This window comes from Methylobacterium sp. CM6257, assembly GCF_054611515.1.
On sequence record NZ_CM137735.1, the window covers coordinates 2,450,136 to 2,475,299 of the forward strand.

Genomic DNA, 25,164 nt, shown 5'->3' on the forward strand with positions numbered 1-25,164 from the left:
CGGCGGCAGCGGTTACCGGCCGCGATAGGGCGCAACCCCAGGATCGGGCAGCCAGGCGTTCTTGGGCAGCTCGCCCGTCTGCCAGAACACGTCGATCGGGATGCCGCCACGTGGATACCAGTATCCGCCGATTCGCAGGTAGCGCGGCTCCAAAAGGTCGCGCAGGCGCTTGCCGATCGCCACCGTGCAATCTTCGTGAAACGCTCCATGGTTACGAAACGACCCAAGATAGAGCTTCAGCGACTTCGACTCTACCAGCCACTCGCCCGGGACGTAGTCAATCACCAGGATCGCGAAATCCGGCTGTCCGGTGACCGGGCAGATGGACGTGAATTCCGGTGCCGTGAAGCGGGCAACGTAGTCGGTATCCGCGTGCGGGTTTGGCACCCGGTCGAGCCGTGCCTCCTCCGGAGAGGCGGGAAGGGGCGTGGACTGGCCGAGCTGGAGCGAGTCGGAGGTGGTCATGGCGGGCATATAAAACGCCGCGTCGCCGCGCGCATCCTTTTGACCCGCGGCGATTTCTCCGGGTGGGCGGCAATGACGGGGCATCCTCTGCGCCATCCTGCGTGCACAGCCCGGCCCCACCCCGGCGCTTGCCGCCGAACGCGGCTTGACGGATAAGCCGCCGCGATGCGCCGCACCCCGGATCGGGGCGCGGTTGCTGGCCCGCGGCCCCCGCGAGAGGACGTTCCATGACCGCGATCACCAATATCAGCGCCCGCGAGATTCTCGACAGCCGGGGCAACCCAACGGTCGAGGTCGACGTGATCCTGGAGGACGGCTCCTTCGGCCGCGCCGCGGTCCCCTCGGGTGCCTCGACGGGCGCGCATGAGGCGGTGGAACTGCGCGACGGCGACAAGAATCGCTTCCTCGGAAAGGGCGTGCTGAAGGCGGTCGAGGCGGCCCAGACCGAGATCCTCGACGCGATCGGCGGCATGGAGGCCGAGGATCAGGTCGCGGTCGACGAGGCGATGATCGAGCTCGACGGCACCCCCAACAAGGCGCGCCTCGGGGCGAATGCCATCCTGGGCGTTTCGCTGGCGGTGGCGAAGGCCGCGGCCGAGGCCTCCGGGCTGCCGCTCTACCGCTATGTCGGCGGCGTGCAGGGCCGGGTGCTGCCGGTGCCGATGATGAACATCATCAACGGCGGGGCGCATGCCGACAACCCGATCGACTTCCAGGAATTCATGATCATGCCGGTGGGCGCGGACTCGCTCGCCGAGGCCGTGCGCATGGGCTCCGAGGTGTTCCACACCCTCAAGAGCAAGCTGAAGAAGGCCGGCCACAACACCAATGTCGGCGACGAGGGCGGCTTCGCGCCGAACCTGCCGTCGGCCGAGGCCGCCCTCGACTTCGTGATGGACGCGATCAGCGCTGCCGGCTTCAAGCCGGGCCAGGACATCGCCCTGGCGCTCGACTGCGCCGCCACCGAATTCTTCAAGGACGGCGGCTACGCCTACGAGGGCGAGGGCACGACCCGCACCATCGAGGCGCAGGTCGACTACCTCGCCCAGCTCGTGGCCAACTACCCGATCGTCTCCATCGAGGACGGCATGTCGGAGGATGATTGGGCCGGCTGGAAGCTCCTGACCGACAAGATCGGTGACCGGTGCCAGCTCGTGGGCGACGACCTGTTCGTCACCAATGTCGAGCGCCTGTCCCGCGGTATCGCAGAGGGCACCGCGAACTCGATCCTGATCAAGGTCAACCAGATCGGCTCGCTCACCGAGACGCTGGCCGCCGTCGATATGGCCCAGCGCGCCGGCTACACCGCGGTGATGTCGCACCGCTCCGGCGAGACCGAGGATTCCACCATCGCGGACTTGGCGGTCGCCACCAATTGCGGGCAGATCAAGACCGGCTCGCTGGCCCGCTCGGACAGACTGGCCAAGTACAACCAGCTGATCCGCATCGAGGAGGGCCTGGGCCCGCAGGCGCTCTACGCCGGTCCGGCGGCGCTCAAGCAGTTCGCCCGCCGCTGATCCGGCGGGCCCTGCTGGCCGGGCTGCTCGCTGCCGGCGGGCTGCCCGGATCGACCCGGGCGGACCCGCTCTGCGACGGTGCCCGCCCGACGCTCAGCGCACAATTGCTGTTCGGCCTGTCGCGGCCGGGCGGCGGTCGCGTCTCGCAGGGCGCCTGGAACCGCTTCCTCGCCGAGCGGATCACCCCGCGCTTCCCGGCGGGGCTCACGGTCTTCTCCGGCCGGGGACAATGGCAGGGGCCGGACGGACGCCTCGTGCACGAACGCGCCCGCATCGTGCTGATCGTCACCGAGGCGACGCCGGAGGCGGTTGCGGCCTTGCACGGCATCCAGGAGGCATATCGCAGCCGCTTCGCACAGGGCGCGGTGGGTCTGATCCTGTCGCGGAGCTGCGCGCTGTTCTGAGGTGCCTTCCCGACGGCCGCTCTCAAGCTGCCGGCAGCGTCCAGACCCGCTGCGGCCGCGCCAGACCCCTCAGCTCCACCGTCCCGACCGGTTGCAGAGCCCGGGCACAACGCTCGGCGAAGGTCTCCGAAACGAGCAGCGCATGGCCCAGCGCCTCGCAGTGGCTCTCGATCCGGCTCGCCTCGTTCACCGCGCGGCCGATGATGGTGAAGTCGAGGCGCCGCCCGGTACCCACATTCCCGTACACCACCGTGCCGAAATGGACGACGCAATCGGCCGGGAGTTCCGGCAGCCCCGCCGCCCGGCGGCGGGCGTTGAGGGCGGCATTGGCCGCGAGGGCTTCGGCGGCGGCGTCGAGGGCGTCGCCGCAGACCAGGCAGGGCAGGGTCTCGGCGTCGGGAACCGGGAAGATCGCCAGGAATCCGTCGCCGAGGAACTTCAGGATCTCACCGCCGTGCCGCGTCACCGGATCACCCAGCGCGTCGAAATGCTCGTTGAGCCACGTGACCATGTCGGAGGGATCGGCCCGGTCGGAGAGCGCCGTGAAGCCGCGCAGGTCCGCCAGCAGGATCGCCGCCGGGACGGCCCGTCCCTCGCCCCGCAGGATCTGGCCCTCGAGGACCCGCTCGGCGGTGGAGCGTCCGAGATAGGTGGCCGAGACCTCGCGCAGGGTGTTCGCCAAACCGATCTTGGCCACCGCCAGGGTCAGGAAGGGCAGGATGTCGGCGATCGCCGCGAAATGCGCCTCCGTAAACCCGAAAGCTGCCCGGGTGCAGAACGAGATCGCGACGCCGCGCAGGGCCGTGCCCGGCGCGAAGCCGACGAGGTGGACCGCGTAGTCGGACCCGCCCTCCGCCCGCAGGGTCCGCAGGATGGGGAAATCAACCTCCACGCCCGGCGCGTCGAGGCGCCAACGCCCGAAGGTCTCGTTCCGCTCCAAGAGCGCGTAGATCGGGCTGAGCAGCCAATCGGAATCCTGCTCGGCCCCGTGGGGATTGGGCACGAAGGAGAGTCCCTCGCCCGCGAGCCAGTTGAGGCTGACGCCGCGCATCGTCGGGTCAATGGCCGGCGTCATGACGCTGACCCGCCACAGGGGAACGCCCGCTCCGGTCAGAGTCTCGCAGAATCGCGCCAGCAGGGCCTCATGGTCGTCCGTCGCGGTGGCGTGCTCGGCGATCCAGCGCGTGAGCTCCGTCATGTCCATCTGCGCTGACCCACTCCCTCGATCCGATCCGGCGCGATCACACGCTGCAATGACCAAACCCGACGGCCGCGCAAGGCTCCATTAACCTTTCCACGCGAGGGTCGCGCCATGGTCGTGCGCCGCCGGGTCAGAATGGTCGTGTTGCCGCTGGGTCTCTGGACCCTGTCGGCGCTCGTCGTGGGCTATTTCGTCTGGCAGGCGGAGAGCGGCAACCGCGGCCTCGAAGCCAAGAAGGCGCTGAAGATCCGCGCCTACGGCCTCACCCAGGAACTCGCCGCCGTGAAGGCCGAGCGCGCCATCTGGGAGCACCGCGTCGCCCTCCTCAAGAGCGATCAGATCGACCGCGATCTGTTGGAAGAGCGCGCACGGATCGTGCTGGGCCGAGTCCATGCCAACGACGTGGTCATCATCACGCCCTGATCGCCCGCGCGCCCCACGCCTGAGTCCCGAACGCCTTCTGACAAGAGCGGCTTCCTGTCAGAGCGGCAACCCTCGCTTTCCAACCGTCGCTGTCCTACACCCCCACGAAGTCGCGTGGAATCACGGGGAGTGCGCCGATGGATGCCGCCAAGGAGCCTGCCAAGGACGCTTCGTCCTCCCAATCGCAGGCCGCGAGCCCTCAGGCCGCCGAAGCGCACAAGCCGGCGCCCAACATGCCGCAATTCACCCGCGAGGAAGACCTCCACGCCTACCATGAGATGCTGCTGATCCGGCGCTTCGAGGAGAAGGCCGGCCAGCTCTACGGCATGGGCCTGATCGGCGGCTTCTGCCACCTCTACATCGGCCAGGAAGCCGTGGTGATCGGCATGCAGATGGCCTCGGTCGAGGGCGACCAGGTCATCACCGGCTACCGCGACCACGGCCACATGCTGGCCTGCGGCATGGACCCCAAGGGCGTCATGGCCGAGCTGACCGGCCGCCGCGGCGGGTATTCCCGCGGCAAGGGCGGCTCGATGCACATGTTCAGCCGCGAGAAGCAGTTCTTCGGCGGCCACGGCATCGTCGGCGCGCAGGTCTCGCTCGGCACCGGCCTCGCCTTCGCCGACCATTATCGGGAGAACGGCAAGGTCAGCCTGACCTACATGGGCGACGGCGCCGCCAACCAGGGCCAGGTCTACGAGAGCTTCAACATGGCGGCGCTCTGGAAGCTGCCGGTCGTCTACGTCATCGAGAACAACCGCTACGCTATGGGCACTTCGGTGGTCCGCGCCTCGGCGCAGACCGACTTCTCGAAGCGCGGCCTCTCCTTCGGCATCCCGGGCGAACAGGTCGACGGCATGGACGTGCGTACCGTCCGCGAGGCCGCCACACGGGCGATCGAGCACGCCCGCACGGGCCAGGGCCCCTACATCCTGGAGATGCAGACCTACCGCTATCGCGGCCACTCCATGTCCGATCCGGCCAAGTACCGGACCAAGGACGAGGTCTCGAAGATGCGCGACGAGCACGACCCGATCGAGATGGTGCGCAAGCGCCTGCTCGAGCTGCACGGGGTACCGGAGGCTGACCTGAAGGCCACCGACGCCAAGGTCCGCGAGATTGTGAACGCCTCGGCCGAGTTCGCCACCAACGATCCCGAGCCCGATCCCTCGGAGCTCTGGACCGATATCCTCCTGGACGCGCACGCCTGAGCGCGTCGCCGACGACGCTGGCCGCCCCCTAACGAGACGACGACCGCAGAGCTGAGCATGGCGACCGACATCCTGATGCCCGCCCTCTCGCCCACCATGGAGGAGGGCAAGCTCGCCAAGTGGCTGAAGAAGGAGGGAGACCCGATCAAGTCCGGCGATGTCCTGGCGGAGATCGAGACCGACAAGGCCACCATGGAGGTCGAGGCGATCGACGAGGGCGTGCTCGCCAAGATCCTGATCGCGGAGGGCACTGAGGGCGTCGCGGTGAACACGCCGATCGCCATCATCGCCGGTGAGGGCGAGGACCCGTCGAGCGTCCAGGCCGGCGGCGGCGCGAAGCCCAACGGCGCCGGCGGCCATCCGGCCCCGACGCCCGACATGCAGGCCGAGGGTCAGGCCGACAAGCCGGCTCCGGCCGCGAAGACGGGCGACGACGCCCCGAAGGCGCCGGCCGCCCCGGCCGTCATCACCAACAAGGCCCAAGAGCCGGTGATGGAGGAGTTCCCGGCCGACACGCCGATGGTCACCCAGACGGTTCGCGAGGCCCTGCGCGACGCCATGGCCGAGGAGATGCGCCGCGACGGCGACGTCTTCATCATGGGCGAGGAGGTTGCCGAGTATCAGGGCGCCTACAAGGTCACCCAGAACCTGCTGCAGGAGTTCGGGGCCAAGCGCGTGGTCGACACCCCGATCACCGAACACGGCTTCGCCGGCATCGGTGTCGGTGCGGCGCTCGCCGGCTTGAAGCCGATCGTCGAGTTCATGACCTTCAATTTCGCCATGCAGGCGATCGACCACATCATCAATTCGGCGGCCAAGACCCTCTACATGTCCGGCGGCCAGCTCGGCTGCCCGATCGTGTTCCGCGGCCCCAACGGCGCGGCCGCCCGCGTGGCCGCCCAGCACAGCCACGACTATTCCGCTTGGTACTCCAACGTGCCGGGCCTGAAGGTCATCGCGCCCTACACGGCCTCGGATGCCAAGGGCCTGCTCAAGGCCGCAATCCGCGACCCGAACCCGGTGATCTTCCTCGAGAACGAGATTCTGTACGGGCAGTCCTTCCCGGTGCCGAAGCTTGACGATTTCGTGCTGCCGATCGGCAAGGCGAAGATCCACCGCACCGGCAGCGACGTGACCATCGTGTCCTTCGCCATCGGCATGACCTACGCCCTCAAGGCCGCCCAAGCGCTGGCCGAGCAGGGCATCGAGGCGGAGGTGATCGACCTGCGCACGATCCGCCCGATGGACACCGAGACGGTGGTCGAGTCCGTGAAGAAGACCGGCCGCTGCATCACCGTGGAGGAGGGCTTCCCGCAATCCGGCGTCGGCGCCGAGATCGTGGCCCGCCTGATGGTCGACGCCTTCGACTTCTTGGACGCCCCGGTCCTGCGCATCACCGGCAAGGACGTGCCGATGCCCTACGCGGCCAACCTCGAGAAGCTGGCTCTGCCGACGGTGGCGGAGGTCGTCGAGGCCGCCAAGAGCGTCTGCTACAAGTGACCGGCGCGCGGGCGGGACGAACAATCCCATCTCCGCCCCGGCAGGGGGTCAAGGAATAGCCGGCGCGCCATGAGCAACGATTTCGCCGAACTCTCCATCCCGCCCGACGCCCTCGAACAGGGCGGCATCGAGGTGTTGCGTGCGGCCGTGGTGGACGGGGCGGTGAGCGTCGCCCTGCGCCGCTCCTTCGACGACCCGGCCACCTGGGGCCGGCTCCTGATCGACCTCGCCCGGCAGGCGGCCCGCGCGTACGCGCTGGAGACCGACCTGTCGGAGGAGGAGGCGTTCGAGCGCATCCGCGCCGGGTGGGAGGCCGAGGGGCTCGGCCCCGGCGGCCTCAACTAGCGATGGCGCCCGACCATGGCTGAGGCGGCTGTCCGGCAGGCGACCTACGCGGATCTGGAGGCGGTCCCCGCGCATCGCGTCGCCGCGATCGTCGACGGGGTGCCGGAGACGCATCCGGTGCTGCCCTTCGACGCCGTTCCGTTCCCCCTCGACGACCTCTTCCCCTTCGACGATCCGGCCGCCCCGGCCTTGCCCGAGACCTGATGCCATGCCGATCAACGTGCTGATGCCCGCGCTCTCCCCGACCATGGAGAAGGGCAACCTCGCCAAGTGGCTCAAGAAGGAGGGCGACCCGATCAAGTCCGGCGACGTGCTGGCGGAGATCGAGACCGACAAGGCCACCATGGAGGTGGAGGCCATCGACGAGGGCGTGCTCGCCAAGATCCTCGTGCCCGAGGGCACCGCGGACGTGCCGGTCAACGATCTGATCGCCATCATCGCCGGTGAGGGTGAGGACCCGTCGAGCGTGCAGGCCGGCGGCGCGCCGAAGGCCGCCTCGAACGGCGAGGCCAAGGCCGAATCCAAGCCGGAGCCCAAGGCCGACGCGTCGGCCGCGTCGCAGAACACCACGCCCGGCGGCGGCCACATGTCGTACGAGCGGGTGAACGCGGCACCGGAGGGTGCGCAGCCCGGCGGCGCCCCGCAGGCGGGGGCGCAGGCTGGCTCGGGCGGCCGGGTCTTCGCCTCGCCGCTCGCCCGGCGGATCGCCAAACAGGAGGGCGTCGATCTCGGCGCCGTCCAGGGCAGCGGGCCGCGCGGCCGCATCATCGCCCGCGACGTCCAGGCCGCGAAGGCCTCCGGGGCCACCAAGGCGCCCGCCGCCGCGCAGCCCGCCGCCGAGGCGCCGAAGGCGGCCCCGGCTCAGAAGACCGCCCCCGCGGGCGGCGCGCCGGCCGGACTCACCACCGATCAGGTCAAGGGCTTCTTCGCCAAGGACGCCTACGAGGAAGTGCCGCTCGACGGCATGCGCAAGACCATCGCCAAGCGTCTCACCGAGGCGATGCAGGTGGCCCCGCACTTCTACCTGACGGTGGATTGCGAACTCGACGCACTGATGAAGCTGCGCGAGACGCTCAACGGCTCCGCCGGCAAGGACAAGGACGGCAAGCCGACCTTCAAGCTCTCGGTGAACGACTTCGTCATCAAGGCGATGGGCCTCGCGCTCACCCGCGTTCCGGACGCCAACGCGGTCTTTGCCGAGGACCGGATCCTGCGTTTCAAGCACGCCGAGGTCGGCGTCGCGGTGGCGATCGACGGCGGCCTGTTCACGCCGGTGATCCGTCGGGCCGACGAGAAGACGCTCTCGACCATCTCCAACGAGATGAAGGATTTCGCCGCCCGGGCGCGCGCCAAGAAGCTGAAGCCCGAGGAGTATCAGGGCGGTGTCACCTCGGTGTCGAACCTCGGCATGTTCGGCATCAAGCACTTCACCGCGGTGATCAACCCGCCGCAATCGACCATCTTGGCGGTGGGTGCCGGGGAGAAGCGCGTCGTCGTGAAGGACGGGGCGCCGGCGGTGGTCCAGGTGATGACCTGCACCCTCTCCTGCGACCACCGCGTCCTCGACGGTGCGCTCGGCGCGGAGCTGGTCTCGGCCTTCAAGGGGCTGATCGAGAACCCGATGGGCATGCTGGTCTGAGCCGGAGCGCACGATGTCCGACACCTACGACGTCCTCATCATCGGCGCCGGGCCCGGCGGCTACGTCACGGCGATCCGCGCGGCGCAGCTCGGCTTCAAGACCGCCGTGGTCGACCGCGAGCATCTCGGCGGTATCTGCCTGAACTGGGGCTGCATTCCAACCAAGGCCCTGCTCCGCTCGGCCGAGATCTTTCACTACTTCCAGCACCCCGGTGATTACGGGCTGACGGCGGAGAAGGTCGGGTTCGACACCGCGGCCATCGTGAAGCGCTCCCGCGGCGTCTCGAGCCGGCTCAACGGCGGCGTCGGCATGCTGCTCAAGAAGAACAAGGTCGACGTGATCTGGGGCGAGGCCTCGGTCGACAGCGCGGCGCAGGGCAACCAGCCCGGCAAGGTCACCGTGAAGGAGACCAAGCGCGCCGAGGCGCCGAAGGGCGCCAAGGGCGCCGGCACCTACCAAGCCAAGCACATCATCGTGGCCACCGGCGCGCGTCCCCGCGCGATCCCCGGGATCGAGCCCGACAAGAAGCTGATCTGGACCTACTACGAGGCCATGGTCCCCGAGACGATGCCCAAGAGCCTGCTGGTGATGGGCTCAGGCGCCATCGGCATCGAGTTCGCCTCGTTCTACCGCACCATGGGCGCCGAGGTGACCGTGGTGGAGCTGCTGCCGCAGATTCTCCCCGTAGAGGACGCCGAGATTGCCGCCCTCGCGCGCAAGCGCTTCGAGAAGCAGGGCATCAAGATCCTCACCGGCGCCAAAGTGACCAAGGTCGAGAAGGGCGCCGACTCCGTCACCGCCACGATCGAGGGCGGCGACGGCAAGACCCAGCAGATCACCGCCGAGAAGCTGATCTCGGCCGTGGGCGTCGTCGGCAACATCGAAAATATTGGCCTCGAAAAGCTCGGGGTGAAGATCGACCGCGGCATCGTGGTGACCGACGGGCTCGGCCGCACCAACGTGCCCGGCCTCTACGCCATCGGCGACGTCGCCGGCCCGCCGATGCTCGCCCACAAGGCCGAGCACGAGGGTGTCATCTGCATCGAGACCATCAAGGGCCTGCATACTCATCCGATGGACAAGGCCAAGATCCCCGGCTGCACCTATTGCCAGCCGCAGATCGCCAGCGTCGGGCTCACCGAGGCCAAGGCCAAGGAGCAGGGCTTCTCCGTGAAGGTCGGACGCTTCCCCTTTGCGGGTAACGGCAAGGCGATCGCGCTCGGCGAGCCGGACGGGCTGATCAAGACGGTGTTCGACGCCAAGACCGGCCAGCTCCTCGGCGCCCACATGGTCGGCGCCGAGGTCACCGAGCTGATCCAGGGTTACGTCGTGGCGATGAACCTGGAGAGCACCGAAGAGGAGCTGATGCACACGGTGTTCCCGCACCCGACGCTCAGCGAGATGATGCACGAGAGCGTGCTGGATGCGTACGGGAAGGTAATCCACACGTAGGAGACCCTGCGCGCCCGCGGCCCGACGTGGCCGCAAGCGCGCGGTCTCGGTAGGCCTCAGTCGCGCGCCCTCTCCACCGGCTCTGCCTCATCCGGCGACGGCACGTAGGCGCACCATTCGCAGACACCGCGCTCGGCGCCCCGCGGCGCGTTCCGCTGCGAGCAGAGTGGGCAGACGAGCAGGATCAGCCGCGTCCCGGAGCGGACCGCCAGCCCGCGGCCCCGGAAGGTGACCTCGTTCGAACCGTCGCCCGCCGGCCTGTCGCGCACCCAGGTGCTCATCGTGCGACGCTGCCGCGGACCAGCGGGCGATCCGTGGCCCCGGGCCCGATCCGAGATCTCAGATCCATGGTGATGCCGCCCCCAGCGATCCTGCCTGGATAAGCGGTGAACCAGTGAATGGCTCCGCTTCTTCATGTGGATGGGCAGGGTGCGTCCGGAGCGAAACCTCCGTATGAGGCAGCCGGCACGGGATTGGAGCGAGGCAAAGCACGATGCAGGGCGAACACGTCGAGGCGGCCGGCGGCCTTCCTACCTTCGCCGATGTGGCCCGTGCGGCGGAGCGCATCGCGGGCGTCGCGCACCGCACGCCCGTCCTGACCTCGCGCACGGCGGACGCGATGACCGGCGGCCGGCTGTTCTTCAAGGCGGAGAACCTGCAGCGGGCCGGTGCCTTCAAGTTCCGTGGGGCCTACAACGCGATCAGCGCCCTGCCGGAGTCGGCCCGCGCCCGCGGCGTGCTCACCTTCTCCTCGGGCAACCACGCCCAGGCCATCGCCCTGGCGAGCCGTCTGCTCGGCGCCCCCGCGACCATCATCATGCCGGCGGACGCGCCCGCCGCCAAGATCGCCGCCACCCGGGGCTACGGCGCCGACGTGGTCCTGTACGACCGCTACACCCAGGATCGCGAGGCCCTGGGCCGCGAGATCGCCGGGCCGCGGGGCCTGACGGTGATCCCGCCGTTCAACCACCGCGACGTGATCGCCGGGCAGGGGACCCTGGCGCAGGAGTTGCTCGAGACGGCAGGGCCCCTCGACGTGTTGGTGGCCTGCCTCGGTGGCGGCGGCCAGCTCGCCGGTTGCGCGCTCGCCGCCGCGGAGCTCTCGCCGGGCTGCCGGGTGATCGGCGTCGAGCCCGAGGCGGGCAATGACGGGCAGCGTTCCTTCCGCGAAGGACATGTGGTGACGATCCCGGTGCCCCGGACCATCGCCGATGGGGCGCAGTCGACGGCGCTCGGCGACCTCACCTTCGCGATCATCCGCCAGCATGTCACCGACATCGTCACCGTAACGGACGCGCAGCTCGTTGAGACCATGCGGTTCTTCGCGACCCGGATGAAGCTCGTGGTCGAGCCGACCGGCTGCCTGGCAGCGGCGGCAGTGCTGAACGGGCTCGTGGATGTGAAGGACAAGCGCGTCGGCGTGGTGATCAGCGGCGGCAACGTCGATCTCGCCACCTTCGCACGGCTCACTGCCGAGGCGGCCTGAGGCGAAGGCTAGCCCAGTGTGACTTGGCCGCGGTGGACCGGCCTCAACCCAATGCTTATCTTGAACAGGTCAGAATGCGCGCTCTCCGGGCCTTGAACCCGGATGGGCGGGAGGGTGACGATGTCTGCAGGTTTCAAGGTACTCTCGCTGACCGATCGGGCCGCCGATCGGATCAAGGCGATCATGGCGGAGGCCGACCGGCCGATCGCCGGGCTCCGGGTCGGCGTCCGGAACGGCGGCTGCGCCGGCATGTCCTACACGATGGAATATGCCGAGGCCGCCAAGCCCGGTGAGGACGTGGTCGAGGATCGCGGCGTGCGGGTCTTCGTCGATCCGAAGGCGGTGCTGTTCCTGCTCGGCACCGAGATGGATTTCATCACCGACAAGCTGGCGTCGCAGTTCGTGTTCAACAACCCGAACCAGACCTCGGCCTGCGGCTGCGGTGAGTCCGTGGCGATCACGCCGGTCTCGGCGGACCGGGTGCCGGCCCGGGCCTGAGCAGCCCCGCGCTCAGGCCACCTGCGACAGCGACTCGGCCGCGTCGTCCACGGCGCGGTTCCGGCCCCCGCGTTTGGCGGCGAACATGCACAGGTCGGCCCGCTCCAGCAGCGAGGCCGGGGTATCGCCGGGGCGAAGGACCGCGACGCCCAGCGACACGGTGACCTTGCCGAGCGACTCGCCCGTCGAGCGCTTGACCAGCTCGCGCCCCATCACGCTGGCGCGCACCGTCTCGGCCACCTGGCGGGCCATGGCGCGGTCCGCTCCCGGCAGCACGATGCCGAATTCCTCGCCGCCGAACCGGGCGAGATGCGCCTGCTTGCCGGCATTCTCGCGCATCACGATCGCCACAAGCCGCAGGACCTGATCGCCCGTGAGATGACCGTAAAGGTCGTTGAAGCGCTTGAAGAAGTCGATGTCGAGGATCACCAGGCTCATGGAGCCGGAGCAGCTGCGCGCAGCCTCGATGGCGGCCTTCAGGGTCTCCTCGAAATGCTTGCGGTTCGCCAGGCCGGTGAGGGCGTCGGTGAGGCTCTCCAGCCGGGTCGCCTCCAACTTCTCGCGCAGGGTTTCGATCTCGCTGCGGGTCTCGCGCATACGCGCCTCGAGAACCCGGTTGTTCGCGGCAACCTCGCGCGTCGTCGAGACCAGCGTGGCGACGATCTCGCCGAGGCGCGCGCGACTGGGAAGGCCCTGCGCCAGATCCTGGGCCAGGCCGCGCAGGGATTCGCCGTACTGGGCGGTGGAGCCGAGGGACAGATCGAGAATCTCGGTCACCGCCGCGATCTCGCTCAGGACAACGCGACTGATGTCGCCGGTGGCGGTCGCCAGGCGCCGTCCGTCCAGATAGGTCTCGTACAGGTCGTCGATATCGACTTCCGTAAGGCAGCCATTCTGAGTGGTGAGGCGCTTCACCGCGTCGCTGAGGAGCGGCAGCTCCCCCGACACGTAAGCGTACCAGACGGCATAGGCGCGCGGCGTCGCGGAAGGACCGTAGTCGCGAATCAGGTCATGGGTGCGCTTCGCCAAGGCGAAGCTGCGATCACGGTCCGAATAGGTCTCCTGGCTCATCCGTGTCCCGCCCCAGGCCGTCGACGCTCTCGTGCATCACGGCCCTAGTCTGGTCTACGGCAGCTTGGTAGCCGGACGGTTAAGCCTGAAAAGACTTCTGTTACTTCTCTTTCTTCGCCAAGATTGGACGAAGCAGGAAGGCCGGAACATGGGAGCCGAGCCCGATGGGCGTGTCGCCCTCCGCCTCGTGCCGACGGCCGCGCTCCTCGCGCACGGGCTCGCCGCGCGGCACCACCGGGCGGCTCTCGGCGCGCTGCGCGGCCGATCCGCTGCGGCTGCCGCGAGCCTTCGGGCGGTCTCCTCCGGCCTCTCCCGCGCTCTTGCTGCCGGCCCTGGCCGAGCGGCCACCGCGGCGGGTTTCGGCCGAGCGGCCGCGGTGACGCGTCCCGGTGTCCTCAGATGGTTCGGCGACCGTGGTCAGGTCGCCGTCGAGCCAGGGGATGGGCTGACCGATCAGGGCCTCGATGGCGCCCAGCGACCGGGTGTCCTCGGGGGAGACCAGCGTATAGGCGGTCCCGGCCCGACCGGCGCGGCCGGTGCGCCCGATCCGGTGAACGTAATCCTCGGGATGATGCGGCACGTCGAAGTTGAAGACGTGGCTGACCGCCGGGATGTCGAGGCCGCGGGCCGCCACGTCGCTGGCGACCAGCAGGGCGGTCTCACCGTTGCGGAAGGCGTCGAGGGCGGTGGTCCGCGCGCGCTGGTCCATGTCGCCGTGCAGGGCCGCCGCGTCGAAGCCGTGGCTGACCAAAGACTTCTGGAGCAGGGCGACGTCGCGCTTGCGATTGCAGAAGATGATCCCGTTCTTCAGATCCTCCTCACCGCGGATCAGGCCGCGCAAGCGCTCGCGCTTGGCATGCCCCTCGTGGCCGGTGGCGACCAGACGCTGGGTGATCGTCGAGGCCGTGGAGGAGGCCCGCGCCACCTCGACCCGCTGCGGGTTGTGCAGGAACATGTCCGCCAACCGCTCGATCTCCGGCGGCATGGTCGCCGAGAAGAACAGGGTCTGCCGGGTGAACGGCACCATTTTGACGATCCGCTCGATGTCGGGGATGAATCCCATGTCGAGCATGCGATCGGCCTCGTCGATGACCAGGAGCTCGACGCCGGTGAGCAGCAGCTTGCCGCGTTCGAAATGGTCGAGAAGGCGCCCCGGCGTCGCGATCAGCACGTCGGTGCCGCGCATGAGCTTGGCGTCCTGGTCGGCAAACGACACACCGCCGATGATCAGGGCCACGTTGAGCTTGTGGTTGGTTCCGTAGCGGTCGAAATTCTCCACCACCTGGGCGGCCAACTCACGGGTCGGCTCCAGGATGAGCGTGCGCGGCATCCGGGCGCGGGCGCGGCCGTGCTCCAGAAGCGTCAGCATCGGCAGCGTGAAGGCGGCGGTCTTGCCGGTTCCGGTCTGGGCGATCCCCAGGACGTCGCGGCGCGCCAGAACGTGGGGGATGGCCTCGGCCTGGATCGGCGTCGGTTCGGTATATCCCGCCGCTTCGACGGCGTTCAGGACTTTCTCGCTCAGTCCCAGGTCGGAAAAAGGCATCTGCGTTCAGGAACCGTTGCGCGCCCGGCCGGCGCGGTGGACACCGTCGCGGCAACGGCTGGGGAAGGCTCGCGCGGGGCGCTCGTACGCTCCCGGGGCCGCGGGGCGCATGCATCACCGTCAGTTAGGGGCTTGGCGCGGCTTGTCAATCTCGCAATGCAAGCTGGCACGCCGCCACGCACAAGCGATCAGGGCCTCGGACGGTCGGGAATAGGTAGGAGACAGGGGTCCAGGCGGGCAGCGCGGGCGGCAATTGCGGGCGGGATCGCGCCGGTTGTCTCGGGATCGGCCAGCAGAGGGCGTCCGTCAAGGGCGATCCGGGCCGGGGCCTCGCCCGGCTGGCTCAAGTGGGCGAGCTGATAGGCGGCGAAGACCGCGACGGATCCGAGAATGGCCGACATCCGGACAGCCCAGGCGAGCGGGCCTACCGGCCGCTGGAGGCCGCGATTCCGCTCAAGGCTGCTGGGCAAGAGCGCTGGCACCGCCGGCTCCTCGAGAGATCGGCGCTTACCGAAGGCCTTCGGGCCGCGGTCGTCGCGGATATGCATGGGCGACTCTCCCAACCGGACGACGGGCCGGCCCTCGCAGCACCATCGGGGAATACGGTTAACCGCCGCCTTACGGGCGGGCGGCCCCACGCCCCCTGATGTACCGAAATAAAACGCTCGATCCGGAACGCCCCCGGCGAGACCACAGACAATCTCAGCCCCCGGATCGCGCAGATCCCCGCAGACCTGAGAGTCAAAAATTGGCTAATCCGCCGAGCCTTTCCGACGCTTTAGGCAACCGGGCAATGATAGAGGAGGGCCCGCGGCCATCTACAAGTGTCGTTAGTCTTCATCTTTCGTTGACGGGATCGCGCTAGTCTGAGGATGCTTGTTGCAGGAAAGCGACAGACCCGCCGACCCAGAGCGCCTAGAAGGCAGCCGGCTCAAGCTAACCCAGGACCTAAGAGATCATGAAGAAGCTTCTCCTTGCATCAACCGTGCTCGCCGGCATGACCGCCGCAGCATCGGCAGCCGATCTTCCGCGCCGCGCCGCACCTCCGCCGGTCTTCACGCCGGTTCCGGTCTTCACCTGGACCGGGTTCTACTTCGGTGTGAACGCCGGTTACGGCTTCGATGCCAGCAGCCGCAACACGACCAACTATGCGCTGCCGGGTGGCACGCTGATCAATTCGCCCGACACCAACGCCGTGGTCAGCGTCAACAACCGCAACAACAATGACGGCTTCACCGGCGGCGCGCAGATCGGCTACAACTACCAGTTCACCCCGGGCTCGGGTGTCGTGATCGGCTTCGAGGCTGACGCCCAGTATGTCGACTTCGCGCGCCGTGCCAACGTGACCCAGAACTACGGCGTCGTCGGGGCTCCCGGCTTCGCCTTCTCGGCGCCGCGGGCCTTCGTCGCCACCAGCGGCAACGGCCTCGACTACTTCGGCACCGTTCGCGGCCGCCTCGGCTACGCCTTCGACCGCACCCTCGTGTACGGCACCGGCGGCTTCGCCTACGGCTCGGGCCAGGACGACCAGAACTTCGCCGGCAACCGCTTCCGCGACAGCTTCCGCACCGGCTACGCCGTCGGCGGCGGCATCGAGTACGCGCTCCCGACCGACTCGTTCCTGAACTTCTTCCGCTCGTCCGCCGTGACGCTGAAGGTTGAAGGTCTGTACGTGAACCTCGACCGCCAGAAGAACGCCGCCGGCGGCGTGTTCTACCCGACCCTGCTGGCCCCGAACGGCACCGCCTACCTCAACGGCGCCGCCGCCAACACCGAGTTCGCCGTCGTCCGCGCCGGCCTGAACTACAAGTTCGGCTCGTACTGAGATCGAACGCCGGAGTCGGCACCGCCGGCTCTGTGAAGAGGAGGGGCCCGGCCGCAAGGTCGGGCTCTTTCGCGTTTTCACATCGCGCTCCGTACCGGCGCGGGGTGCGACACGGGCGGCCGGAACCGGGATCGAAGCCCGCGATTGAGACCGCGGCGCCGCGAAGCGACATGGCGAAGAGGCCGGCGCACCGGAGCGATCAGCGATGCGAAGCCGAATCCTTATCCTGTCGCTTGCTGCCCTCGGCCTGGGGGGTTCGCCGGCCGGCGCGCAGGATGCCACCGTGATCGGCAAGGATACGGTGCTGCCCGGCACCGGACCTGGCACCTCGACGGACGGCAGCGGCGCCGGACGGCTTATGGAGGCAGCGAGCGCCCAGGATGCCGCCAAGCGTCAGGGACTCAAGCCCGTCGCCGTCATGGCCTCGAAGCTGATCGGCGTGAACGTGCACAACGCCGCGGGCGACAGCGTCGGCAAGATCGACGACCTGCTGATCACCGATGGCGGCACACTCAAGGCAGTGGTGCTCGACGTCGGCGGCTTCCTCGGCCTCAGCAGCAAGCGCATCGCGGTTGAGCCCGGTGCCCTGGTCCTGCGGCCCGGCGGAGACCGGTTCTCGGCGGTTCTCAACATGAGCAAGGACACGGTGGCGGCGGCCCAGCCCTTCGACCCGGCCAAGGTGATCAGCACGCATTAGCCCTCGCTTCACCATCGCCGAGGCGGCTACGCCTCGGCGATGGTGATTCCGGGCGTATGCCGCTCAGATGTCGAGATCCGCGCCCTCGGCGAAGGCCGCGCGCTCGCTGATGAAGGCGAAACGGGCCTCCGGCTTGTTGCCCATCAGGCGCTCGACGGTGTCGCCGGTCGATTCCCGGGCCTCGTCCAGAACCGCGACGCGCAGCAGCGTGCGCTTCTTCGGGTCCATGGTGGTCTCCTTGAGCTGGGCCGGCATCATCTCGCCCAGACCCTTGAAGCGCCCGATCTCGACCTTGCCGCCCTTGAACACCGTCTTGATGATCCGCTCCCGGTCGGCATCGTCGCGGGCATAGGCGACCTTGGAGCCCTGCTGCAGCCGGTAGAGGGGCGGGATCGCGAGGTAGAGGTGCCCGCGGTCGATGAGCTTCGGCATCTGCCGGTAGAAGAAGGTGATCAGCAGGGAGGCGATATGGGCGCCGTCGACGTCGGCGTCCGTCATGATGATCACCTTCTCGTAGCGCAGGTCCGCCTCGCGGAAGGCGGAGCCGGTGCCGCAGCCGAGTGCGAGCGTCAGGTCCGAGATGAGCTGGTTGGCGCCGAGCTTGTCGCGCGATGCCGAGGCGACGTTCAGGATCTTGCCGCGCAGCGGCAGGATCGCCTGAGTCGCTCGGTCGCGGGCCTGCTTGGCCGAGCCACCGGCCGAGTCGCCCTCGACGATGAAGATCTCAGAACCCGCAGTGCCGGCCGCCGAGCAGTCGGCGAGCTTGCCGGGCAAACGGAGCTTGCGGGTGGCGCTCTTGCGGGCGACCTCCTTCTCCTGGCGGCGGCGCAGGCGCTCCTCGGCGCGGTCGATCACCCAGTCGAGGAGCTTGTTGGCCTGGGCCGGGGAGGCGGCGAGCCAGTGGTCGAAGGCGTCGCGCACCGCTGTCTCGACGATGCGCTGCGCCTCCACGGTGGCGAGCTTGTCCTTGGTCTGGCCCTGGAACTCGGGCTCGCGGATGAAGACCGAGAGCATCGACGCGCAGGTCGCCATGACGTCGTCGGTGGTGACCGCCGTCATTCGCTTGGCCTGGTTCACGCGCTCGGCGTGCTCGCGCAGGCCGCGCAGCAGCGCGACCCTTAAGCCCGCCTCGTGGGTGCCGCCCTCGGGGGTCGGGATCGTGTTGCAGTAGGAATGCGAGATCCCGTCCTCGGCGACCATCCAGGCCACCGCCCATTCGAGCGAGCCATGCGAGCCCGGCTTGGTGATCTTGCCGGAGAACATTGCCTCGGTGACCAGCTCCCTGCCCTCGATGTCGCGGGCGAGGTAGTCGCGCAGCCCATCGGGGAAGCGGTGCACGGCTTCCGCCGGCACATCCTCCATCCCTTCGAGAAGGGCGGGGGCGCAGCGCCAGCGGATCTCGACGCCGCCGAACAGGTAGGCCTTCGAGCGCGCCATCTTGAAGAGGCGGCGCGGGTCGAATTTCAGCGAGCCGAAGATCTCGGCATCGGGATGGAAACGGACTTTGGTGCCGCGGCGGTTCTGCACCCGGCCGACAAGCTCCAGCGCCCCCTGGGCGTGACCGCGCGAGAAGGTCTGGCGGTAGAGGGTCTGATTGCGTGCCACTTCGACCTCGAGCAGGTCGGAGAGCGCGTTCACCACCGAGATGCCGACGCCGTGCAGGCCGCCGGAGGTCTCATAGACCTTCGAGTCGAATTTACCGCCGGCATGCAGCGTGGTCATGATGACCTCGAGCGCCGACTTGCCCGGGAATTTCGGGTGCGGATCGACCGGGATGCCGCGGCCGTTATCGGTGACCACGAGGGTGCCGGATTCTTCCAGCTCCACCTCGATGAAGCTGGCATGGCCAGCGACCGCCTCGTCCATCGAGTTGTCGATCACCTCGGCGAAGAGGTGGTGCAGCGCCCGCTCGTCGGTACCGCCAATATACATGCCGGGCCGGCGCCGGACCGGCTCCAGCCCCTCAAGCACCTCGATGTCGGAGGCGGTGTAGCCGGCCTCAGGCCCGGCAGACGCGAGCGTCGCCACGGAGGCCGAGGCGTCGAGGCGCCGCCGCGGCTCGGATGGCCGGACGGACGGAGCCGTGGAGGGCATCTTGCCGCCCGGCCCGAACAGGTCGCGCGCCGGGTCGCTCACGCGCGGCCTCCGCGGGCGCGGCCCGTCGGCCGGCTCGACGTCGCGCAGACGGTTCTGGGCACGTGTCTGGGGTTTTGGAGCATGCGCCTTCATCCCCGCAATATAGCGGAACAAAACAGAAACATCAAAGCGGTTCGCCGCGGTGCCGAACGTTCCTACCATCGCATGCTGCGCCGCCACGAGCGAGGGCAGCAGCGTGATGGACGGCCCGAGCGCGCTGCAGCCCGTCATCACAACGTTGCACAACAATGGGTTAAGGCTTTCTCGTGACCGTCCGACCCGGACCCACAGATCACCCCCGGAACAGCGCGGCCCCAACGGCGTTGTCGACGGAGATCAAGAACTTGACCGTGGTCAGGGAGCCGCACTCGATGAGCAACGCCGCGATCGAGGCCCGTCGCCTCACCCTGATCCGCTTCGAGCACGCGGCCGGCGCCGCCTTCGGCTGCGAGGAGGAGGCTGCAGGCGCGCCTCCGGCCCGGGCCCTGGTGAACTCCGCCACCATCGCGCTGGCGACGTTCGCCACCGCGGTCGCCGCCACGATCACCTATCTGGTCTGAACCAACCCGCGACGTCGGTTCTCCGAAGCCGCCGAGCCCGGCTAGCCAAAACTCGCCTGCGGCCTGAGGTCCTTGCGCGCAGCGCAAACCTCGACGGCGCCCTCCGGTTTGCCCACGGTTTCGGACCATCTCCTTCAGGGCCCGCTGAATGGGCCCCGCAGGAGGATGAGATAGGGATTCTGGCACCCCGTTCGATCGAGACCGTCCGTCAGAATAGGTCTTAGCCGGCGCCCGTCTTCTTCGCGGGGGCCTTCTTGGCCGCAGGTTTCTTGGCGGCTGGCTTCTTGGCCGCCGGCTTGTCGCCGCTCGCCGCGCGCGCGGAGGTTTTCCGAGCCCCGCCGCGCTTGGCCGGCTTGCCGCCGCCCGAGGCGCGCTTGGCGTTGACCAGCGCGATGGCCTCGTCGAGGGTCAGCGCCTCGGCGGCCATCGTCTTCGGCAGCGTGGCGTTTACCTCGCCGTCCGTGACGTAGGACCCGTAGCGTCCGGCCTTGACCACGAGGTCGCGCCCGCTCGCCTCGTCCTTGCCGAGCGGCCGGCCGGGATCGGCGGCCGGACGGCCGCGTCCGCCGCCCTGTTCCTTGGCGACGATCAGGTCGATGGCGCGGTTCGCCCCGATCTCCAGAACGTCGTCGTCCTTGCCGAGATTCGCGTAGGTCTTCCCGTGCTGCACGTAGGGGCCGAAGCGGCCGAGATTGGCCAGAATCGGCTCGCCAGTCTCGGGGTGGCGCGCCACCTCGCGGGGCAGCGACAGCAGGGCGAGCGCCTTCTCGAGATCCACCGCCGAGGGCGTCAAGCCCCTGGGCAGTGAGGAGCGCTTCGGCTTCTCGGCGCCCTTCTCGGTGGAGGCCTCGCCGAGCTGCACGAACGGCCCGAAGCGGCCGTCGCGGATCGTCACCGGCAGGCCGGTCGCCGGATCGGTGCCCAACACCCGGACACCCGGCTGGCCGCCCTCGGGCGAGGAGCCCTCGCCCTCACCGTCGATGCCTGAGGCCGAGAGCTGGCGGGTGTACTTGCACTCCGGGTAGTTCGAGCAGCCGATGAAGGCGCCGAACTTTCCGAGCTTCAGCGACAGCTGGCCCGAGCCGCAGGTCGGGCAGGTGCGCGGGTTCGAGCCGTCGCCCTTGTCCGGGAAGATGTGCGGCCCGAGGAGGCCGTTCAGCGCCTCCAGCACGTCGGCGACGCGCAGCTCCTTAGTCTCGCCGATCGCCGCGGAGAAGTCGCGCCAGAAGTCGCGCAGCACCGCCCGCCAGTCGATCTCGGCGTTGGAGACGCGGTCGAGCTGCTCCTCGAGGTCGGCGGTGAAGTCGTACTCGACGTAGCGCCGGAAGAAGCTCTCCAGGAAGCCCGTGACGAGCCGCCCCTTGTCCTCCGGCTGCAGCCGCTTCTTCTCAATCTTCACATATTCGCGGTCGCGCAGGGTCTGCAGCACGGCCGCGTAGGTGGACGGGCGGCCGATGCCGAGCTCCTCCATGCGCTTCACGAGGCTCGCCTCGGAGTAGCGCGGCGGCGGCTCGGTGAAGTGCTGGGTCGAGCTGATCCGCTCGCGGGTGAGCGGGTCGCCAGCCTTCATGGGCGGCAGGCGGCGGCTCTCCTCGTCCTCCTCGTCGTCCTTGCCCTCCTGATAGAGGGTCAGGAAGCCGTCGAACTTCACCACCTGGCCGGTGGCGCGCAGCTCGATGGTCCGCGGCCCGACCTTGGCCGTGACGTCCACGGTGGTCCGCTCCAGCTCGGCCGATTCCATCTGGCTCGCCATGGTGCGGGTCCAGATCAGCTCGTAGAGCCGGGCCTGCTCGGGCTCGAGGTGGCGCGCCACCGTCTTGGGCAGGCGGCCCATGTCGGTGGGCCGCACCGCCTCGTGGGCCTCCTGGGCGTTCTTCGCCTTGACGCTGTACTTGCGCGGCACGTCCGGCACGTAGCGGTCGCCGAACTCCTTGCCGATCACCCGGCGGGCGTCCTGGATCGCCTCCGGCGCCATGTCGACGCCGTCGGTCCGCATGTAGGTGATGATGCCGACCGTCTCGCCGCCGATGTCGACGCCCTCGTAGAGCCGCTGGGCGACCCGCATGGTCTGGGCCGGCGCCATGCCGAGCTTGCGGGAGGCCTCCTGCTGCAGCGTGGAGGTCGTGAAGGGCGGCTGCGGGTGGCGCTTGGCGGGCTTCGCCTCGACGCTCGCCACCTGGAAGGTCGCGAGCTCCAGGTCGCGCTTGAAGGCGGCGGCCTCCTCAGCCGTCCCGACGTCGAGGCGCTGGATGCGCTTGCCGTCCGCGCCCACGAGGCGGGCCTCGAAGGTCGCGCCGTCCCCGGTCGTCAGGGTGGCGACGATCGTCCAGTACTCGCGCGGCTTGAACCGCTCGATCTCCATCTCGCGCTCGACGACCAGGCGGAGCGCCACCGACTGCACGCGCCCCGCCGAGCGGGCGCCCGGGAGCTTACGCCACAGGACCGGCGAGAGGTTGAAGCCGACGAGGTAGTCGAGCGCCCGGCGCGCCAGGTAGGCGTCGACCAGCGCCTGGTCGATCTCGCGGGGCTTGCGCATCGCCGCCTCGACCGAGGCCTTGGTGATGGCGTTGAAGGTCACGCGCTCGACCGGGATGTCCTTGAGCGCCTTGCGGGCGGTCAGCGCCTCCAGCACGTGCCAGGAGATGGCCTCGCCCTCGCGATCGGGGTCGGTCGCCAGAATCAGCTTGTCGGCGCTCTTAACCGCCTTGGCGATCTCGGAGACGCGGCTCGCGCCCCGGTCCGCCAGCTCCCACACCATGCGGAAATCCTGCTCGGGATCTACCGAGCCGTCCTTGGGCGGCAAGTCGCGAATGTGCCCGAAGGAGGCGATGACTTCATAATCGCGTCCGAGATACTTATTGATCGTCTTGGCTTTGGCCGGCGACTCGACGACGACGACTTTCATTCAGACCTCTGCCCCTGACGGAGCCTGGGCTCGACGGACGAATTCTTTCCGAGATTCGCGTGGGACGAATGCCCGCCGTCGGGCCGGGGCCGCGCGCCGGGCACAAGTGGGTCACGGGCGGCGGGATGTCAAATGGCGGAGGCGACGCAGGCCGGGTCGGACATCGGGACCCGCTGCGCCTCGAAGCAGGCGCAGCGTTGCTGCTCTGCATCTCGTGATCGGACAAAGCCTCAGGCCGCCAGACCTTCGGACCCGCCTGGGCTAGGCCATCCCTCTGGTGGAATGCGCAGCCTCTTGGGAACTCCGATGCTCCCCCCTCATCCCGAGGTGCCGAAGCGAAGCGCAGGCACTTCAGGATGAGGGGGCGGGTTGGACGAAGCCGAGGGCTTCGAATCCCGTCGACCGAGTCTCAGATCCCCGCGTACCACTCGTAGCCGCGATCCTCCCAATAGCCGCCGCTGCCCTGGCCGATACCGGCGAGCGAGTCCACCATCTCGACCCGCATCACGTACTTGGCCTGCTTGTAGCCAAGTTGGCGCTCGACGCGCAGGCGCAGGGGCGCCCCGTTGGAGACCGGCAGCGGCTTGCCGTTGAGGTCGTAGGCCAGGATCGTCTGCGGATTGAAGGCGTCGTAGAGGTCGATGCTCTCGTAGTAGCGGATCGGCGTGCGCCTATCCTGGGGCTCCGCGGCGGGGCTGGCCTGACCCCAATCGTCCTTGGGCGCGTCGGTGGCGGTGGGCGCACCGCCCCAATCCTCGGCGGCGGCGAGCTGCACGTAGGCCTCGCGCACCGCGCCAGGACCGTCCGGGCGCCAGAGGGTGGCCCCCTCCTGGCTGCCGGCGTATTCCAGCGTGTCGGCGCAGTGGAAGACGGCGAAGCGCGCCTGCTGCTTCAGCCCGGCCCGCTTTAGCACCTCCGCGAGGGGTACGCCGGCCCACTGGCCGATGCAGCTCCAACCCTCGACGCAATCGTGACGGGTGATCTGGGTCCGCGACGGCAGGGCGCGCAGATCCGCGAGGCTGAGCGACAGCGGCGACTGGACGAGCCCGTCGACCGTCAGCTTGAAATCGGCAAATTTCTTCGCCGCCAGACTGCGATAGCCCCGGTCCGGCGGATCGATCGAGCCGTTCGGCTTGAACCAGGGGGAGATCATCGAGGCCGGGAACTCCCGGGCCAGGGTCGCGGGGGACATCAGCAGGCGCTGGACGAACAGGTTCGCGTCCTCGCCGGCCTGGAGGGTCCGGCGCCCCGTGTCGGTCCCGGCGAATCGGTCGCAGCCGCCGAGCAGGGCGGTGCCCATCAGGCCGGCGCCTGCGCTGAGGAGCGTGCGGCGGTGGAGGATCATCGCGCGGCCTCCTTGTCGCGGCCGAGGCTGAACCAGCCGGTGATCATGCCGCGCATGTTGTTGACGAGCCCGGAGACGATCACGAGCAGCACGTGGACGACCACGAACAGCACGATCAGGCCGGCGGCGATGAAGTGGACGCTGCGCGCCGATTGCCGGCCGCCGAACAGCTCGGTGAGCCAGGGCCAGGCGGCGTCCATGCCCGGAGACATGGCCAAGCCGGCGAGCACCATGGCGGGCAGGAGGCCCAGCACCACGACGAGGTAGGTCAGCTTCTGGATGACGTTGTAGCGCTTGGCCTCCTCGCCCTCGGGGAAGCGCAGGAGCAGGTGCTCCTTCACGGAGCCGCCGAAATCGCGGATCTGGTCTCCGTCCGGGATCAGGCGGCGGCGGAGCTGTCCGCTGAACAACCCGTACGCCAGATAGATCGCACCGTTGATCACCAGGAACCAGGCGAACAGGAAGTGCCAGCGCCGGCCCGTGGCGAGATCCTGGTAGGCGGGCAGCGTCGCCCAGGACGGGAAGGCCCGCTCAACCTCGGTGCCGCTCTCGCGCGACAGGCCAAGAACGCCGGTGGTGTCGAAGCTGCGCGCGCCCAAGGTCACCACGCCGCGGGTCGTGCCGTCGCGGCCCTGCTCGCTGGTGATGGCGAGCGCCGGATTGTCGAAGGTCGAGACCGCGCCCCAGTAGAGCGCCGGGTGGGCGTTGAAGATCTGCAGGCCGCTCATCAGCAGCACGAGAAGCACCACGGCATTGATCCAGTGCGCCAGCCGGATCACCAGCGGGTGGCGGTAGAACCAGCGGCGCCCCTGCCGGTCGACGGTCTCGGGCGCTTCGAGGGCAGGGGAGGCGGCCACGTATCGGGATCCCGGACAGGCGTCGCGAAGCCGGGAAGCGTACGTATCCCGACCGTCCGGGCTGATACGTGGCGCAGGTCCCG

Annotated in this window: 24 protein-coding genes; 14 read left to right on the forward strand and 10 right to left on the reverse strand. The window is 68.9% G+C overall.

Annotated elements, in window-relative coordinates:
- Positions 1 to 12: 12 nt before the first annotated feature.
- Positions 13 to 465 carry a preQ(1) synthase gene (gene queF, locus ACYCO6_RS12050; RefSeq protein ID WP_459773537.1) on the reverse strand — a complete coding sequence of 151 codons (453 nt, stop codon included), beginning with the start codon at positions 463 to 465 and terminating at the stop codon, positions 13 to 15.
- A 227-nt stretch (positions 466 to 692) separates the two neighbouring features.
- Between queF and eno the strand changes: the two genes are divergently transcribed.
- Positions 693 to 1,982, forward strand: coding sequence for a phosphopyruvate hydratase (eno, locus tag ACYCO6_RS12055; RefSeq protein ID WP_459772000.1), 1,290 nt, complete (start codon positions 693 to 695; stop codon positions 1,980 to 1,982).
- A gap of 104 nt (positions 1,983 to 2,086) precedes the next feature.
- On the forward strand, positions 2,087 to 2,386 hold the full coding sequence (locus ACYCO6_RS12060) for a DUF3574 domain-containing protein (protein ID WP_459772001.1): 300 nt from the start codon (positions 2,087 to 2,089) through the stop codon (positions 2,384 to 2,386).
- 22 nt (positions 2,387 to 2,408) lie between these two features.
- Here the strand turns inward: ACYCO6_RS12060 and ACYCO6_RS12065 are convergent, their stop codons facing one another.
- Positions 2,409 to 3,590, reverse strand: coding sequence for an adenylate/guanylate cyclase domain-containing protein (locus ACYCO6_RS12065; protein WP_459772002.1), 1,182 nt, complete (start codon positions 3,588 to 3,590; stop codon positions 2,409 to 2,411).
- 108 nt (positions 3,591 to 3,698) lie between these two features.
- On the opposite strand from ACYCO6_RS12065, the gene ACYCO6_RS12070 reads away from it, so the two are divergent.
- The 7 genes from ACYCO6_RS12070 to lpdA all read left to right on the forward strand — a co-directional run bounded on the left by ACYCO6_RS12070 (position 3,699) and on the right by lpdA (position 10,158).
- Positions 3,699 to 4,010 (forward strand): FtsB family cell division protein, encoded by a 312-nt coding sequence (locus ACYCO6_RS12070; protein WP_459772003.1) that lies wholly within the window; start codon positions 3,699 to 3,701, stop codon positions 4,008 to 4,010.
- 137 nt (positions 4,011 to 4,147) lie between these two features.
- A complete protein-coding gene (gene pdhA, locus ACYCO6_RS12075) occupies positions 4,148 to 5,221 on the forward strand; it encodes a pyruvate dehydrogenase (acetyl-transferring) E1 component subunit alpha (protein WP_459772004.1) in 1,074 nt (357 codons plus the stop codon).
- A gap of 57 nt (positions 5,222 to 5,278) precedes the next feature.
- Positions 5,279 to 6,721 carry a pyruvate dehydrogenase complex E1 component subunit beta gene (locus ACYCO6_RS12080; RefSeq protein WP_459772005.1) on the forward strand — a complete coding sequence of 481 codons (1,443 nt, stop codon included), beginning with the start codon at positions 5,279 to 5,281 and terminating at the stop codon, positions 6,719 to 6,721.
- Positions 6,722 to 6,790: 69 nt separating this feature from the next.
- A complete protein-coding gene (locus tag ACYCO6_RS12085) occupies positions 6,791 to 7,066 on the forward strand; it encodes a DUF5076 domain-containing protein (protein WP_459772006.1) in 276 nt (91 codons plus the stop codon).
- A gap of 15 nt (positions 7,067 to 7,081) precedes the next feature.
- Positions 7,082 to 7,270: a hypothetical protein gene (locus tag ACYCO6_RS12090; RefSeq protein WP_459772007.1), complete on the forward strand. Its 189-nt coding sequence runs from the start codon at positions 7,082 to 7,084 to the stop codon at positions 7,268 to 7,270.
- A gap of 4 nt (positions 7,271 to 7,274) precedes the next feature.
- Positions 7,275 to 8,705 (forward strand): pyruvate dehydrogenase complex dihydrolipoamide acetyltransferase, encoded by a 1,431-nt coding sequence (locus ACYCO6_RS12095; RefSeq protein WP_459772008.1) that lies wholly within the window; start codon positions 7,275 to 7,277, stop codon positions 8,703 to 8,705.
- A 13-nt stretch (positions 8,706 to 8,718) separates the two neighbouring features.
- The gene (gene lpdA / locus ACYCO6_RS12100; RefSeq protein WP_459772009.1) at positions 8,719 to 10,158 is read left to right on the forward strand and encodes a dihydrolipoyl dehydrogenase; all 1,440 of its coding nucleotides are present in this window, start codon (positions 8,719 to 8,721) and stop codon (positions 10,156 to 10,158) included.
- Between the two features lie 56 nt (positions 10,159 to 10,214).
- Here lpdA and ACYCO6_RS12105 read toward each other — a convergent pair whose 3' ends face one another.
- Positions 10,215 to 10,439: a hypothetical protein gene (locus tag ACYCO6_RS12105; protein ID WP_459772010.1), complete on the reverse strand. Its 225-nt coding sequence runs from the start codon at positions 10,437 to 10,439 to the stop codon at positions 10,215 to 10,217.
- 212 nt (positions 10,440 to 10,651) lie between these two features.
- Here ACYCO6_RS12105 and ACYCO6_RS12110 point away from each other — a divergent pair, with 212 nt between their 5' ends.
- The gene (locus ACYCO6_RS12110) at positions 10,652 to 11,644 is read left to right on the forward strand and encodes a threo-3-hydroxy-L-aspartate ammonia-lyase (protein ID WP_459772011.1); all 993 of its coding nucleotides are present in this window, start codon (positions 10,652 to 10,654) and stop codon (positions 11,642 to 11,644) included.
- Positions 11,645 to 11,764: 120 nt separating this feature from the next.
- On the forward strand, positions 11,765 to 12,142 hold the full coding sequence (locus ACYCO6_RS12115; RefSeq protein ID WP_459772012.1) for a HesB/IscA family protein: 378 nt from the start codon (positions 11,765 to 11,767) through the stop codon (positions 12,140 to 12,142).
- A 12-nt stretch (positions 12,143 to 12,154) separates the two neighbouring features.
- Here the strand turns inward: ACYCO6_RS12115 and ACYCO6_RS12120 are convergent, their stop codons facing one another.
- The 3 genes from ACYCO6_RS12120 to ACYCO6_RS12130 all read right to left on the reverse strand — a co-directional run bounded on the left by ACYCO6_RS12120 (position 12,155) and on the right by ACYCO6_RS12130 (position 15,304).
- Entirely contained in the window at positions 12,155 to 13,213 is a 1,059-nt protein-coding gene (locus ACYCO6_RS12120) for a GGDEF domain-containing protein (RefSeq protein WP_459772013.1), read from the reverse strand.
- Between the two features lie 100 nt (positions 13,214 to 13,313).
- Entirely contained in the window at positions 13,314 to 14,756 is a 1,443-nt protein-coding gene (locus ACYCO6_RS12125; RefSeq protein ID WP_459772014.1) for a DEAD/DEAH box helicase, read from the reverse strand.
- Between the two features lie 188 nt (positions 14,757 to 14,944).
- Positions 14,945 to 15,304 (reverse strand): hypothetical protein, encoded by a 360-nt coding sequence (locus ACYCO6_RS12130; protein WP_459772015.1) that lies wholly within the window; start codon positions 15,302 to 15,304, stop codon positions 14,945 to 14,947.
- Positions 15,305 to 15,714: 410 nt separating this feature from the next.
- Here ACYCO6_RS12130 and ACYCO6_RS12135 point away from each other — a divergent pair, with 410 nt between their 5' ends.
- Both ACYCO6_RS12135 and ACYCO6_RS12140 read left to right on the forward strand, forming a co-directional pair.
- Complete coding sequence (locus ACYCO6_RS12135) at positions 15,715 to 16,581, forward strand: outer membrane protein (RefSeq protein ID WP_459772016.1); 867 nt, start codon at positions 15,715 to 15,717, stop codon at positions 16,579 to 16,581.
- Between the two features lie 205 nt (positions 16,582 to 16,786).
- Positions 16,787 to 17,278: a PRC-barrel domain-containing protein gene (locus ACYCO6_RS12140; RefSeq protein ID WP_459772017.1), complete on the forward strand. Its 492-nt coding sequence runs from the start codon at positions 16,787 to 16,789 to the stop codon at positions 17,276 to 17,278.
- Between the two features lie 63 nt (positions 17,279 to 17,341).
- On the opposite strand, the gene parE is transcribed toward ACYCO6_RS12140, so the two are convergent.
- Entirely contained in the window at positions 17,342 to 19,414 is a 2,073-nt protein-coding gene (gene parE / locus ACYCO6_RS12145) for a DNA topoisomerase IV subunit B (RefSeq protein WP_459772018.1), read from the reverse strand.
- Between the two features lie 371 nt (positions 19,415 to 19,785).
- On the opposite strand from parE, the gene ACYCO6_RS12150 reads away from it, so the two are divergent.
- The gene (locus tag ACYCO6_RS12150) at positions 19,786 to 19,974 is read left to right on the forward strand and encodes a hypothetical protein (protein ID WP_459772019.1); all 189 of its coding nucleotides are present in this window, start codon (positions 19,786 to 19,788) and stop codon (positions 19,972 to 19,974) included.
- A 220-nt stretch (positions 19,975 to 20,194) separates the two neighbouring features.
- Here the strand turns inward: ACYCO6_RS12150 and topA are convergent, their stop codons facing one another.
- The 3 genes from topA to ACYCO6_RS12165 all read right to left on the reverse strand — a co-directional run bounded on the left by topA (position 20,195) and on the right by ACYCO6_RS12165 (position 25,081).
- Entirely contained in the window at positions 20,195 to 22,879 is a 2,685-nt protein-coding gene (gene topA / locus ACYCO6_RS12155; protein ID WP_459772020.1) for a type I DNA topoisomerase, read from the reverse strand.
- Positions 22,880 to 23,288: 409 nt separating this feature from the next.
- Positions 23,289 to 24,224, reverse strand: coding sequence for a molybdopterin-dependent oxidoreductase (locus ACYCO6_RS12160; protein WP_459772021.1), 936 nt, complete (start codon positions 24,222 to 24,224; stop codon positions 23,289 to 23,291).
- The gene (locus ACYCO6_RS12165; protein WP_459772022.1) at positions 24,221 to 25,081 is read right to left on the reverse strand and encodes a cytochrome b/b6 domain-containing protein; all 861 of its coding nucleotides are present in this window, start codon (positions 25,079 to 25,081) and stop codon (positions 24,221 to 24,223) included. The genes ACYCO6_RS12160 and ACYCO6_RS12165 overlap by 4 nt, the downstream gene beginning before the upstream one ends.
- Positions 25,082 to 25,164 lie beyond the last annotated feature (83 nt).

Excerpts from the sequence above, each read along its gene's own strand:
- ACYCO6_RS12150 (WP_459772019.1), top strand. The coding sequence starts at position 19,786 with ATGAGCAACGCCGCGATCGAGGCCCGTCGCCTCACCCTGATCCGCTTC.
- ACYCO6_RS12120 (WP_459772013.1), bottom strand. The coding sequence starts at position 13,213 with ATGAGCCAGGAGACCTATTCGGACCGTGATCGCAGCTTCGCCTTGGCG.
- lpdA (WP_459772009.1), top strand. The coding sequence starts at position 8,719 with ATGTCCGACACCTACGACGTCCTCATCATCGGCGCCGGGCCCGGCGGC.
- ACYCO6_RS12115 (WP_459772012.1), top strand. The coding sequence starts at position 11,765 with ATGTCTGCAGGTTTCAAGGTACTCTCGCTGACCGATCGGGCCGCCGAT.
- ACYCO6_RS12095 (WP_459772008.1), top strand. The coding sequence starts at position 7,275 with ATGCCGATCAACGTGCTGATGCCCGCGCTCTCCCCGACCATGGAGAAG.
- ACYCO6_RS12130 (WP_459772015.1), bottom strand. The coding sequence starts at position 15,304 with ATGCATATCCGCGACGACCGCGGCCCGAAGGCCTTCGGTAAGCGCCGA.
- ACYCO6_RS12105 (WP_459772010.1), bottom strand. The coding sequence starts at position 10,439 with ATGAGCACCTGGGTGCGCGACAGGCCGGCGGGCGACGGTTCGAACGAG.
- queF (WP_459773537.1), bottom strand. The coding sequence starts at position 465 with ATGACCACCTCCGACTCGCTCCAGCTCGGCCAGTCCACGCCCCTTCCC.
- ACYCO6_RS12070 (WP_459772003.1), top strand. The coding sequence starts at position 3,699 with ATGGTCGTGCGCCGCCGGGTCAGAATGGTCGTGTTGCCGCTGGGTCTC.
- pdhA (WP_459772004.1), top strand. The coding sequence starts at position 4,148 with ATGGATGCCGCCAAGGAGCCTGCCAAGGACGCTTCGTCCTCCCAATCG.
- ACYCO6_RS12085 (WP_459772006.1), top strand. The coding sequence starts at position 6,791 with ATGAGCAACGATTTCGCCGAACTCTCCATCCCGCCCGACGCCCTCGAA.
- ACYCO6_RS12080 (WP_459772005.1), top strand. The coding sequence starts at position 5,279 with ATGGCGACCGACATCCTGATGCCCGCCCTCTCGCCCACCATGGAGGAG.
- ACYCO6_RS12135 (WP_459772016.1), top strand. The coding sequence starts at position 15,715 with ATGAAGAAGCTTCTCCTTGCATCAACCGTGCTCGCCGGCATGACCGCC.
- eno (WP_459772000.1), top strand. The coding sequence starts at position 693 with ATGACCGCGATCACCAATATCAGCGCCCGCGAGATTCTCGACAGCCGG.
- ACYCO6_RS12125 (WP_459772014.1), bottom strand. The coding sequence starts at position 14,756 with ATGCCTTTTTCCGACCTGGGACTGAGCGAGAAAGTCCTGAACGCCGTC.
- ACYCO6_RS12140 (WP_459772017.1), top strand. The coding sequence starts at position 16,787 with ATGCGAAGCCGAATCCTTATCCTGTCGCTTGCTGCCCTCGGCCTGGGG.
- ACYCO6_RS12090 (WP_459772007.1), top strand. The coding sequence starts at position 7,082 with ATGGCTGAGGCGGCTGTCCGGCAGGCGACCTACGCGGATCTGGAGGCG.
- ACYCO6_RS12065 (WP_459772002.1), bottom strand. The coding sequence starts at position 3,590 with ATGGACATGACGGAGCTCACGCGCTGGATCGCCGAGCACGCCACCGCG.
- ACYCO6_RS12110 (WP_459772011.1), top strand. The coding sequence starts at position 10,652 with ATGCAGGGCGAACACGTCGAGGCGGCCGGCGGCCTTCCTACCTTCGCC.
- topA (WP_459772020.1), bottom strand. The coding sequence starts at position 22,879 with ATGAAAGTCGTCGTCGTCGAGTCGCCGGCCAAAGCCAAGACGATCAAT.
- ACYCO6_RS12160 (WP_459772021.1), bottom strand. The coding sequence starts at position 24,224 with ATGATCCTCCACCGCCGCACGCTCCTCAGCGCAGGCGCCGGCCTGATG.